We start from the raw sequence: 12548 nt of genomic DNA, 5'->3' as shown, positions 1-12548 counted from the left end.
AGAGCATTCCATCCACAACTATATACCGGGAGGTAATGGACGATGGCAAAAGAAATCAAGTTCAGTGAAGACGCACGCCGCGGCATGCTGCGCGGAGTCGACGCTCTTGCAAATGCAGTTAAAGTAACGCTCGGTCCTAAAGGCCGCAATGTGGTGCTCGAGAAGAAATTCGGCAGCCCGCTGATCACGAATGACGGCGTATCCATCGCCAAAGAAATCGAACTGGAAGACCCGTTCGAAAATGCCGGCGCCCAGCTGGTCAAAGAAGTCGCAACGAAAACGAACGACGTTGCCGGCGACGGCACGACGACCGCTACGGTTCTGGCTCAAGCGATCATCCGCGAAGGCCTCAAAAACGTAACGGCCGGCGCGAACCCGATCGTTCTCCGCAAAGGCATCGAGAAAGCTGTCCGCGCTGCCGTGGAAGAGCTGAAGAATATCTCCAAGCCGATCGAAGGCAAGCATTCCATCGCGCAGGTTGCGGCCATCTCCTCCGGCGACGACGAAGTCGGTCAGCTGATCGCTGAAGCGATGGAAAAAGTCGGCAACGACGGCGTCATCACGGTTGAAGAATCCAAAGGCTTCTATACGGAGCTTGAAGTGGTTGAAGGCATGCAGTTCGACCGCGGCTACGTATCTCCGTACATGATCACGGATACGGACAAGATGGAAGCTGTCCTCGACAGCCCGTACATCCTGATCACTGACAAAAAAATCTCCAACATCCAGGAGATCCTGCCTGTTCTGGAGAAAGTCGTCCAATCCGGCAAGCAGCTGCTGATCATCGCTGAAGACGTTGAAGGCGAAGCTCAAGCTACGCTGATCGTCAACCGCCTGCGCGGCACCTTCACTTGCGTAGCCGTCAAAGCTCCTGGCTTCGGCGACCGCCGCAAAGCGATGCTGGGCGATATCGCCGCTCTGACGGGCGGCCAAGTGATCACCGAAGAGCTCGGTCTGGACCTCAAGTCCACGACGGTCGAGCAGCTCGGCTCCGCTCGCCAAATCCGCGTAACCAAAGAAAACACGATCATCGTTGACGGCGCCGGCGACAAAACCGACATCGATGTGCGCGTGAAGCAGATCCGCACGCAGCTGGAAGAAACGACTTCCGACTTCGACCGCGAGAAGCTGCAAGAGCGTCTGGCCAAGCTGTCCGGCGGCGTAGCCGTCATCAAAGTCGGCGCAGCGACCGAAACGGAACTCAAAGAGCGCAAGCTGCGCATTGAGGACGCCCTGAACTCCACGCGTGCAGCTGTGGAAGAAGGCATCGTATCCGGCGGGGGCACGGCACTCGTGAACGTATACGGAGCTGTTGCGGCTCTGAACGTGACGGGCGAAGAGAAAACCGGCGTCAACATCATCCTGCGCGCTCTGGAAGAGCCGGTTCGCACGATCGCGACCAACGCAGGCGTTGAAGGCTCCGTCATCGTCGAGCGTCTGAAAAAAGAAGCCATCGGCATCGGCTACAATGCCGCTACCGGCGACTGGGTTAACATGTTCGAAGCCGGAATCGTCGACCCGACGAAGGTAACGCGCTCCGCGCTGCAGAACGCCGCTTCCGTAGCGGCTGTCGTTCTGACGACCGAAGCGGTTGTCGTCGACAAACCGGAAAAAGACAAACCGGCTATGCCTGACATGGGCGGCATGGGCGGCATGGGCGGCATGATGTAAGAAGGGCCAAAAAGCCCGTAGAATCAATGTTTTTGGGCATACGGGGAATCGATTGCCCACAAACTGCCCACATGTGTTTTGATATTAGAGGCCCCTCATTAGTTCGGCGAACTTTTGGGAGGCCTCTTTCTTTTTGTTTTTTGTAACATAAAGATAAAAAGTGCTTAACCGGCCGCAAACCGATTCTATATACAGCCGAGATCGTTCCAAAGGTCGTGCGCCTGGCGGACAACAAGCTGCTGGCGACCGGTAAGATCGAGGATGGCAAACTGGTCACTCCTGTTGCCGAGGCGCTGCAGGCGTTCGGCCTCGACGTGAAATGGAACAAATCGACCAAGAAGCTCTATGTATAGCCTGCTGGCCTTATGGTCGAGGGGAAGTCTAAAAACGAGGATTGTTAGCTGGAGCTGCTTGGTGTCTAGAGAAAATAAAGTATTAGACTTTATGTGTTATATCCGTGCGATTTTTCGATATATAATCTGCCGAACTCCGAAAAATTAGTGTTAGACTGACCCAAGAAACAAAACAGCAGCAGCCATGGACGTGAAAATAAAGTCCTAGACTGCTGCTGTTTTATTGAACAAACAATTCTCAATTAGCTCAATCGACCGGCCACGGAAGATGTTCACTATCTTTATCCCTAGTTGAATATAAAAAATGGAACCCACAGCCTGAATGCCTTTTCATAGGTCCTATTTATAGGTACCTCTATATTCCGGCACAGCATTTATGAAATCCTTATCGGTAATCATTTCCGATATTTTATCCAGCATTGATGAATGACCTGACCGTCCCGCACTTGCCGATCTGCGTGCAAAAGAATCGGTATATCATGCCCATTCGCGGCTTTCAGAAATAGACTCATCTGTTCAACCCTGCCTTGCAATTTCATTAGCGGTTGAAAATGTAAATGAAGAAAAGCCGAGCTGGCTTGGGTAAGAATCGATTCAAACTGACATCCGAGCAAGCCTTTAAGATCATAGCCGAGCAAACAAAGAAGCGTGTCATCGGCATCCAAAATAATATGATCTTCACTAAGGCAAAATGTTGCGTTCAACTCTACTTTCACTTGTCCGTTGATTGTCATGCATCGTTCCTTCCGTGCCAGGATTTACGCTGTAGTCTCCAGGTATTCCTCAATCAGTCGTATCGTCTCCTCCGGATGGCTCATATGCGGGCAATGTCCAGTAGCCTCCATGAATCGCAGGGTGCTATTAGGGGTCTGGTAATGCACATAGGTGCCCACTTCAAGCGGAGCGATAATATCCTGCGAGCATTGAAGAATGAGGGATGGAACGGTGACCTGCTTCAAGTCTTTTCGATTATCGGCCAAAAAAGTAGTCCTGGCGAATTGCCGAGCGATCTCCGGGTTCATTGCGCAGAAGCTTTGTTCCAACTCATGAGCGAGCTGGGGGCGATCCGAATTCCCCATGATCGCTGGAGCAAGGTAGTTTGCCCAGCCGGCATAGTTTATTTCCATCAAAAGCAGCAATTCTTCTAGATCTTTCCGCTGAAATCCTCCAATATAATCGGGAAAGTCGTTCAGATAGCGAGGGGAAGGTCCGATCAGCACCAACTTGTCGAACAAGTCCACTTCCCTTATTGAAGCCAGAAGCCCGATAATGGCGCTGACGGAATGACCGACAAAGATGGCGTTTTTCAATTCAAGCGCATGGCAAATGTCAATTACATCTTGCGCATAGCCGTTCAAGTTTCCGTATCGGTCGGCGTCATACGCCTGAATTTCAGATTTCCCCGAACCGACATAATCAAACAATACTATGCGATAGTTTTCTTCAAAGGCCGGCGTTAAGTAACGCCATATAATTTGATCGCAGCCGAAGCCGTGAGCAAAAATGATTGTCTGCGTTCCGTTGCCCAATATGTTGACGTTATTACGGGCAATTATACTTCCTTTCATGGCAACCTCCTTATGGTGCGCCAACGCTCATCTAAGTTTTGAGTGAATTAAATCGCATGATTCAAGTTTATCACAACTTCTTTGAATACCAACATGAAGGTAAAAGTTAGCTGAGCTGTCCCAAGCTTCAAGGAGGATACCGAGACCATTCCTAAGAGCTTTTTAGTGGTTTCGACTGTCAGTAAGCTGCACGCTCGAACGGCGTGAATCGGGTGAATCGGGAGCAGTTGATCGAAATGGAGCTGAAGCTCATCCTGGCTCAGCTCCTTCGGCAGCTGCGTTTGAGAATCCAAGGCCATTCCTGTACTATTCATAGTAATCCATTGAATCTGAACAAAAGGAAGATGCCAATGCCTCCTAGAATCGTAAATTCCGTCACGGAGCTGATCGGAGATACGCCGGCAGTCAGACTGAACCGGCTCGTCGGTCCCGAGGACGCCGAGGTATATGTAAAGCTGGAGAAGTTCAATCCGAGCGGCAGCGTGAAGGACAGGGCCGCCGCCAATATGATGCTGCAAGCGGAGAGGGACGGTCTACTGAAGCCGGGGGGAACGATCATCGAGCCGACAAGCGGCAATACGGGCATCGGCATCGCCATGAATGCGGCGGCGAGAGGATACAAGTCGATTCTTGTCATGCCGGACAATATGAGCAAGGAAAGGATCGGAATCTTGCGGGCTTACGGAGCCGAAGTTGTCCTGACGCCGGCCGCGGAGAGAATGCCTGGAGCGATTCAAAAGGCGAAGGAGCTGGCTGCAGGAATTGAAGGCAGCTATATTCCGCTTCAATTCGAAAATCCCGCGAATCCAGATGCGCATCGGGGAACGACGGCGCTGGAGATCATGGAGCAGATGGAGGGCCGGCTGGATGTATTCGTCGCTTCCAGCGGCACCGGAGGGACGATTACCGGCACAGGCGAAGAGCTTCGCAAGCTCCTGCCGGAAGTGCGCATTCTTGTCGTGGAGCCGCAGGGCTCCCCTGTCCTCTCTGGCGGCCAGCCCGGACCCCATAAGCTGGTCGGTACGAGTCCAGGCTTCGTGCCTCCGATCCTGAATACAGATGTCTACGACGACATCGTGCAGGTCAAGGACGATGCGGCCATCACCGCTTGTCGGGAGCTCGCCGCCAAGGAAGGCCTCCTGCTCGGCCCATCGGGTGGAGCCTCTGTCTGGGCCGCCGTTCAGGAAGCTCGCCGCATCGGCAAGGGCAAGCGCATTCTGTGCATTGCGCCTGATAGCGGAGAGAGATATCTCAGCATGGACATTTTTTGATGCCGACAACAAAAAGTCTGCCCGTAAAAGGCAGACTTTTTTGCGTCGTTTAAAATCATGAGCCGGTCCGTACATCTCCCAGCATCGCTGCAGGGCGGGTTCTGCGGAGCGGGGAGCGGCTGTAGCGGAATTCGCCGGCGCCGATGACGGTCAGGTTGTCATCGCTGCCCTCGATGAAGGAGCCGTCCGCGACATAAGCGCCTTCGCCGATGATGGCGCGGTGGATGCTCACGTTGTTGCCGATTCTTGCCCCCGGCATGATGATGCTGTCCGTTACGGTGCTGCCCTCTCCGATCTGGACGCTGTGGAAGAGGATGGACCCTTCCACGTCTCCTTGAATCCGGCAGCCCCGCTGGACGATGGAATTGCTCACTTCCCCTTTGTCTTCCACGTAGATTGCTGGGCTGACCGAAAGGGAAGGGGTATACATCGGCCATTCGGGACGATTGAGGTCGATTGTGCCTTGGAGCAGATCCATATGGGCTTCCCACAGACTGCCCGGCGTGCCGACATCTTTCCAGTAGCCTTTGAATGGGAAGGCGATGACTTTCTCCTGCGAGGCCAGAAGGGAAGGGATGATGTCCTTGCCGAAATCATGGGAAGAATCAGCGCGCATGGCATCGAGAATCAGCGCTTCGCGCAGGTCGGCCCACCGGAAAATGTAAACGCCCATCGAGGCCAGATTGCTCTGAGGCTTGGCCGGCTTTTCTTCAAAAGCGGTGATGTTCAGCCGGTCATCCGTATTCATGAGGCCAAAGCGGGAAGCCTCTGTCCAAGGCACCTCTTTGACGGCGATCGTGGCGGCCGCGCCGCGGGCTTTATGGAAGCCGAGCATTTCTTTATAGTCCATTTGGTAGATATGGTCGCCGGAGATGACGAGCAGATGCTCCGGATGATGGGAGTCGATAAAACCGATATGCTGGAAAATGGCGTCTGCCGTTCCCTTGTAGCCGGTCGTTTTATCTTCGGAATTGAGGATCGTAATGTCCGTGTTGTCCCAAGCAGAGCCATCGCCTACATGGCTGCTGATGGATTGCTTCATGTATTGGGCGAGAATGCCCACGCTGCCGATTCCGGAGTTAACGCAATTGCTCAACGGGAAATCGATGATGCGGTAGCGGCCGCCAAAATGAACAGCCGGCTTCGCAAGCCGGTTCGTCAGCGGCGCCAGCCGTTTACCTTCTCCTCCCGCGAGGAGCATTGCCATGCATTCGTTGTTCTGGTTCATCTGTGTTACCTCCGTTGTCTCGATCGTATTTCGTTATACGGTATAAGTAAACGGCCTGAAAATCTTTGAAACCGAGATGAGAGAATTCCAATGATATCCTTTTTCCGTGTTTTTCCGCAGGCATTTTAATCTGTAAAAAGTCCGAATGGCCTCCTCAGCGGCGTCAAGCGGAATGTTTCATCAGCATCGGGGCAGGGGTACTAATCTGTAAGCTTGAACGCCCTGCCACGGCGGGGCCGAACCGACAACAATGCCATTGGAGGGATAGTCACATGAAACCAAGCATTCAAGTTGTAGAAAGCGGAATGGACGCTATGTCGGCAGTACGCGAGCTTAACCGCCGCGGATATGGCAAGGACGAGATTTATGTGCTTGCCCACGATAAAGACCAGACGGATCGCCTGGCCGAAAATTCCGATGCGAACAGCATCGGCATGCAGGAGGAAGGCGTGTTCGACTCCATGGCGAATATGTTCCGCTCCCGCGGCGATGCGCTGCGCTCCAAGCTGGAGTCGGTAGGCTTGACTGATATGGAAGCCGAGCGCTATGAGGAAGTTCTTGACCAAGGCAAGATCCTGGTCATCGCCAAGCCTCACTGAGCCGCCCGCGAAGCTGGGACGTCCTGCTGGATCGATTCGATCCGGTCGGACGTTTTTTTTGTGCCGCCGGAACGGAATCCGGTATACTGGAAAGGTTCAAAGACGATTAGCGGAAGAGGATGGGAAAGCAAATGGAAGAACAAGTCACTCCTGTACCGGTCATCGTTCTGGCCGGATTCCTGGGCAGCGGCAAGACGAGCTTGCTGACACGCCTGCTGGATGGCTGCCGGGAAGCCGGCATGAAGCCGGCAGTCGTTCTGAACGAGCTGGGAGACCTTCATCTGGAGGGGGCGAGATTCGATTCCGGCATTCCGCTCAAGGAAATGCTGAACGGCTGCATCTGCTGCACGATGAAGGGCGATCTGGCAGGAGAGCTGGTCCTGCTGGCGAGGAAGGAGAGGCCCGGAGTCATTCTGATCGAAGCTACCGGAGCTGCGAATCCGCTGGAGCTGGTGGAAGGCGTAATGGACGCCGCCTTGCATGAATCTCTCTGCCTGTCCGCTGTCGTGACTGTCGTCGACGGCCCGGGCATGCTTCGCCTCAAGGGGAGCCGGCGTACGATGAAGCTGATGGAGGACGGAATCCGCTGCGCGACGAGGCTGGTGCTGAACAAAGCCGATCTGCTCCATCCCGAGGAACTGGTCGAGGTTCAGCAGCGGATCCGGGAGCTCAATTCCCATGCTTCGCTCGTCACCGTCCGGCATGGCGGCGCAGATGCGGAATGGATCGAGGGCGTGCTGTCTGCTGGTCCTGGAGCTCCCCTGAGGCCGGAGGAGTTCGCCGTTAGAACCGACGAAGGGACAGGGTCTGCTTCCGCTGCCAGGAAGGAAGAAAGCCATGTGCATGCCCACGAGCATCTGATGGCAGTGACTTATTATCCGCAGCGGCCCTACGACAGCATGGACTTCGAAAGCATGCTTCAGTCGCTGCCGGACAATGTGTACCGGGCAAAAGGAATCGTCACATTCGCCGACACGGCCAGCCGGTACCATTTTCAATTCGCATACAGGGAGACGGATTTCATTCCTCTTTCTCCGGCCGAAAGCATGCGCGACGCCATCGTGTTCATCGGAGAGCATTTCTCGCGCGGCGAAGTGCTGGAGCGGCTTGCCGCTCTGGAGGCAGGATATACAGGGAAAGCCGAATAAGACGACCTCCAGCCTGCCGGCTTCCGGCAGGCTTATTTGCTGTTTCGCGCGCTGAGCCGGTTGGTTAATGGATACTATTGGATCAGCAGCTTGTGGAAAGGGAGGAAGCAATGTGAAAAAGACGATCATTCTGGCCTCGATTGCATGCATATTCCTAGTTATGGCCATGGCGATTTCCTTGACCCGCTCCGTCGTATCCCTGCCGTCCGCCGCCGCGCCGGCCAAAGGTACGGAGACGGCTGCCGGTCAGCCTGCTCCTCCCGCTGTCATTGCTTTGCTGAAAGAGGATTCGGCATCCTCGAATAATGCCGTTCCGGAGACGATGGATTTCGGCACGATCAATGGAGTCCGCTTGACGGACGACAAGGAGCAGATCGTCTCCGAGCTTGGACTTCCGCTCGAAGCGGCTCAGGATGAGTTGCTTGTCGATCAGACGCGCTGGATTTATCCCGACATGAATATCGCTTTCACCGGCACGGAAGTCGATTATGTGAGCGTGCCTTCCTCGAATGGATCCGTTCAGGTCGGGGAGGAAGTGCTTCCCGTCACGCTGGAAGGCTGGGCAAGCCGCTACGGCGAGCCTCAGTACAGGGCGGAGGATGGAGTCGGGTATGTGGATGCCAACGGTTTTGCCGCCAAGCTGTTCCTGGATGAAAAGACGGGCCGTGTTTTATCGGTCGATTTCTTCTGGGCGGACATGGAATAGAAGAATAACCGATAATGAAAAAAACATAGATTTCTGTCGAACGCAGTGTTTCAATCCGATTTCGATAGGGTAACAAAAAGAAAAGATTCACTTGTGATCCGGTCGCAACCCTTGAGGGAGGCGGCCGATTCGTGTGTTGACCAGGAAATGTTCCCCATACGTCGAGAGAAAATGAATCCAGGCTCTATTATTTGTGCAATTGTATTCATAGAGTGAATGATTAAGGTTCTCCGCATATACAGCTCATCCACTATTACTCAGAGAGGATCCGGTGATCGGCCAACATGAAAATAAGGACAAAAGTTCAACTGGGGTTCATCATCATGTTTGCCATCATGATTGTCCTCAGCAGCGCGGGAATACGCAATCTGTCCAATCTCAGCAAACAGCTGAACGAGATCTACGATCAGAGATACACCAAGGTGGCCACGACGACTGACATGCGCGGCAACGTGAACAACCTTGCCAAGTACATGGTCAATATTCTGACTGTTCCCACCAAGGAATCGGTAGACCGCAACATCGACGACATCGAGAAAAATAAAGAAATGGCACAAACCGCCCTTAAAAAGCTGGAAGGCATATCCTCTTCCGAATCCGAATATCAGATGCTCGACAAGATGGAGTCCGGGATGTCGGACTATTTCTCCTATATTGACCGGTCCATTAAGCTCGTCGAATCGAACAACGGAGCGGGAGCCGTCGCCCTGCGGGAAAGCGAAGGTCTCCGCTACCAGGAGACGCTTGTCAACAATGCCGACGAAATGGTTGCCTATCATCAGCGCGCCTTGGATCAGCTGGTCGAACAGACGAGAAATGACAACAAGGCGACAGTCAATATCATGATTGCCGTTGCGATTGCCGGCGAGCTGCTCGGACTCTTCGTTATGATTTGGAATACGAAGAGGCTCAACCGCGGCTTCCGGTTCATCTCCTCCGCAATCGTCGGGTTCTCTCGAGGAGAATCCACCCGGGAGACGCGTCTGGATGCGCTCGCCCAAGAGGGAGAGTTCAAGGAGGTCGCCGATTCCTTCTACAAGCTTGCGGACGATCTGGAAGAAAAGACGCGGGCCGAGAAAATATACAATCAGACGATGCAGGATCAGACCTGGCTTAAAACGAGCCTGGCCAACGTCATTGTTGGCGTGCAGAACATCACAGAGCTTGAAATCCTGGCGGAGAAATTCATCTCCGCCGTCGCCCCGCTTACGGGAGCGACCTATGGAGCCATCTATATCCGCGATCATTTGGGAGAAGGCAGGACCTTCACGCTGCGTGCTTCTTATGCAGGGACGGAGGGTCTTGAAGCGGCTTCTTCCTTCCGGTTCGGAGAAGGGCTCGTAGGCCAGAGCGCAGCGGACAACAAGTCGATGCATCTGACGGAGGTGCCGGAAGGCTACCTCAACATCCGCTCGGGCATCGGGCAGGCCCAGATCCGGGAGCTCTATCTGCTGCCGATCCATTATCAGCATTCCGTCGTGGCTGTGCTTGAGCTCGGCAGCCTGCAGTCGTTCACCGGCCTGCACCACGAGCTGCTGGAGCAGATGGGCGAATCTGCAGGGATGGTGCTCTACAATCTGTTCGGAAGGATCCGGATCGAGGAGCTGCTGCGCGAATCGCAGACGATGAGCGAGGAGCTCCAATCCCAGTCCGAAGAGCTGATGAGCCAGCAGGAAGAGCTGCGCAGCTCCAACGAGCGTCTCGAAGAGCAGACGAGAGCGCTCAAGGCTTCCGAAGAGCAGCTGCAGAGCCAGCAGGAAGTGCTGGAGCAGACGAACGAGGAGCTGCTGCAGAAAACCCATTTGCTGGAGCTTCAGATGAAGGAGACGAAAAGGCACAGCCAGCAGATCGAGCAGACGAGGGATGCGCTCGAGAAGCAGACGGTCCAGCTTGGCCTCGCTTCCAAGTACAAGTCCGAGTTCCTGGCCAACATGTCGCATGAGCTGCGGACTCCGCTCAACAGCCTGCTTATTCTGTCCCAAATGCTGTCGGACAACAAGGACGGAAATCTCACTCAGAAGCAGATTGAATTCGCGACGACCATTCATACTTCGGGCAGCGATCTGCTCAAGCTGATCGACGAAATTCTCGACCTGTCGAAGATCGGCGCTGGCAAGATGGATGTCGTAACCGAGCATGTGCCTCTGCGGGATCTCGAGCAATACGCCGTACGCAGCTTCCAGCCGCTCAGCATCCAGAAGGAGCTGCCGTTCCATACGAACACCGAGGAGGACGTGCCCGCGGAAATGTTTACGGACAGCCACCGCGTCAAGCAGATCTTGCGCAATCTGCTGTCCAACGCGTTCAAGTTCACGACCCAAGGCTCCATCAGCATGCTGATCCGCAAATCCACTCAGGCCGAGATGCCGGAAGGCGCTCAGGGAAGCTGGATTTCCTTTGAAGTCAAGGATACGGGCATCGGAATTCCCGAAGACAAGCAAGCGATCATCTTTGAAGCTTTCCAGCAGGTCGACGGGACGACGAGCCGCAAATACGGCGGTACCGGACTTGGCCTGGCGATCAGCCGCGATCTGGCCAGACTGCTGGGCGGAGATATCCATCTGACGAGCAAGCCGGGAGAGGGAAGCATCTTCGTGCTCGCGCTGCCGGAATTCCATCTCGTCAAAACCAACGAGGGGACCGATTTCGAAGTCTCAAGAAGCTCGTTCAGCGGCATGGACGAAGCGGCGGCGGCCCTTCCGTCGCCTGTCATCCCGGCGGTACGGCAGCCGATGAAGCCGGAGCTTGCCCGCCATGCGTTCGATGTGGAAGACGACCTCAAGGAATTGAAGGAGGAGGACAAAGTCGTCCTCATCGTCGAGGATGACGTCGCTTTCGCTAAAGTTCTCGTCGATATCGCCCGCTCGCGAGGCTTCAAGGCCATCGTGGCCGGACAGGGAGACAAAGGCTTGTCTTATGCAAGAACGTATCTGCCGGATGCGATTCTTCTGGATATCCAAATGCCGGTCATGGACGGTTGGTCCGTCCTCCATCATCTGAAGAACGATTCCAACACTCGCCATATCCCGGTCCATCTGATCTCGGTTATCGACGAGGTCCAGCAGGGCCTCGCGCTCGGAGCGATCGCCTATCTCAAGAAACCGGTCTCCAAGGAGCATCTCGACAATCTGTTTACGCAGATCGGATTGTTCATGGAGCGCAATATGAAGCGCCTGCTCGTGGTGGAAGACGACGAGATCCAGCGCCACGCCATCGAAGAGCTTATCGGCCACGACGATCTGGTCATTACGGGAGTATCGTCCGGACGCGACGCGCTCAAGGAGCTGAGCGAGCATCACTACGACTGCATGGTCCTTGATCTCGGCCTGCCGGACATTACCGGCTTCGAGCTGCTGGACCAGATCAGGCGCAACGAAGAGCTGCATGATCTGCCGATCATCATCTACACCGGCCGCGATCTCGAGAAGCGCGAGGAAATGATGCTCAAGAAATACGCCGAGACGATCATCGTGAAGGACGTCAAGTCGCCGGAGCGGCTGCTTGACGAGACGACGCTTTTCCTGCACCGGGTCGAAGCCGAGCTGCCGGAAGACAAGCGCAACGTGCTGCGCAAGCTTCACAGCGTGGAGACCATTTTCGAAAACAGGGACGTTCTCATCGTCGACGACGATATCCGCAACGTGTTCGCCTTGTCCAATGTCCTTGAAGGGTATAAGATGAACATTACCTATGCCGAGAACGGCCGGGAGGCTATCGAGCAGATCGAGAAAAATCCCGATCTTGATCTCGTGCTCATGGACATCATGATGCCGGAAATGGACGGGTACGAAGCGATGAGGCTCATCCGAGCCGACTCCCGCTACGACAAGCTGCCGATCATTGCCGTCACCGCCAAGGCGATGAAAGGCGATCGGGACAAATGCATTGAAGCCGGGGCCAGCGATTACATCGCCAAGCCGGTCAACGTTGATCAACTTCTTTCACTAATGAGGGTGTGGTTGTATAAATAGCGTCAAACCTCGTCCGAGCGACTCGGACGAAAG

Annotated in this window: 10 protein-coding genes; 7 read left to right on the top strand and 3 right to left on the bottom strand. The window is 54.6% G+C overall.

The annotated features are described in order from the left end of the window. Window positions 1-42: 42 nt before the first annotated feature. Together groL and ACLBWT_RS19565 are read left to right on the top strand one after the other, a co-directional pair. Window positions 43-1671: a chaperonin GroEL gene (gene groL / locus ACLBWT_RS19570; RefSeq protein WP_447664802.1), complete on the top strand. Its 1629-nt coding sequence runs from the start codon at window positions 43-45 to the stop codon at window positions 1669-1671. 215 nt (window positions 1672-1886) lie between these two features. Continuing rightward, on the top strand, window positions 1887-2024 hold the full coding sequence (locus ACLBWT_RS19565) for a hypothetical protein (protein ID WP_447664801.1): 138 nt from the start codon (window positions 1887-1889) through the stop codon (window positions 2022-2024). 395 nt (window positions 2025-2419) lie between these two features. On the opposite strand, the gene ACLBWT_RS19560 is transcribed toward ACLBWT_RS19565, so the two are convergent. Together ACLBWT_RS19560 and ACLBWT_RS19555 are read right to left on the bottom strand one after the other, a co-directional pair. After that, the gene (locus ACLBWT_RS19560; RefSeq protein ID WP_447664800.1) at window positions 2420-2758 is read right to left on the bottom strand and encodes a hypothetical protein; all 339 of its coding nucleotides are present in this window, start codon (window positions 2756-2758) and stop codon (window positions 2420-2422) included. 24 nt (window positions 2759-2782) lie between these two features. Continuing rightward, window positions 2783-3592 (bottom strand): alpha/beta fold hydrolase, encoded by an 810-nt coding sequence (locus ACLBWT_RS19555; protein ID WP_447664799.1) that lies wholly within the window; start codon window positions 3590-3592, stop codon window positions 2783-2785. A gap of 350 nt (window positions 3593-3942) precedes the next feature. Between ACLBWT_RS19555 and cysK the strand changes: the two genes are divergently transcribed. Beyond that, on the top strand, window positions 3943-4863 hold the full coding sequence (gene cysK, locus ACLBWT_RS19550; RefSeq protein ID WP_447664798.1) for a cysteine synthase A: 921 nt from the start codon (window positions 3943-3945) through the stop codon (window positions 4861-4863). Window positions 4864-4918: 55 nt separating this feature from the next. On the opposite strand, the gene ACLBWT_RS19545 is transcribed toward cysK, so the two are convergent. Continuing rightward, entirely contained in the window at window positions 4919-6091 is a 1173-nt protein-coding gene (locus tag ACLBWT_RS19545) for a glucose-1-phosphate adenylyltransferase (RefSeq protein WP_447664797.1), read from the bottom strand. Between the two features lie 272 nt (window positions 6092-6363). On the opposite strand from ACLBWT_RS19545, the gene ACLBWT_RS19540 reads away from it, so the two are divergent. From ACLBWT_RS19540 to ACLBWT_RS19525, 4 genes are all read left to right on the top strand, one after another. After that, a complete protein-coding gene (locus ACLBWT_RS19540; protein WP_447664796.1) occupies window positions 6364-6690 on the top strand; it encodes a general stress protein in 327 nt (108 codons plus the stop codon). A gap of 131 nt (window positions 6691-6821) precedes the next feature. Then, window positions 6822-7838, top strand: a complete 1017-nt coding sequence (locus ACLBWT_RS19535; RefSeq protein WP_447664795.1) for a CobW family GTP-binding protein — start codon at window positions 6822-6824, stop codon at window positions 7836-7838. 112 nt (window positions 7839-7950) lie between these two features. Beyond that, on the top strand, window positions 7951-8544 hold the full coding sequence (locus tag ACLBWT_RS19530; RefSeq protein WP_447664794.1) for a hypothetical protein: 594 nt from the start codon (window positions 7951-7953) through the stop codon (window positions 8542-8544). A 284-nt stretch (window positions 8545-8828) separates the two neighbouring features. Continuing rightward, on the top strand, window positions 8829-12515 hold the full coding sequence (locus tag ACLBWT_RS19525) for a response regulator (RefSeq protein WP_447664793.1): 3687 nt from the start codon (window positions 8829-8831) through the stop codon (window positions 12513-12515). The last annotated feature ends 33 nt before the right edge of the window (window positions 12516-12548 follow it).

Source organism: Paenibacillus sp. D51F, from assembly GCF_053345695.1.
The sequence above is the reverse complement of the archived record's forward strand: the minus strand, read 5'-3'. Positions and strand labels throughout refer to the sequence as shown.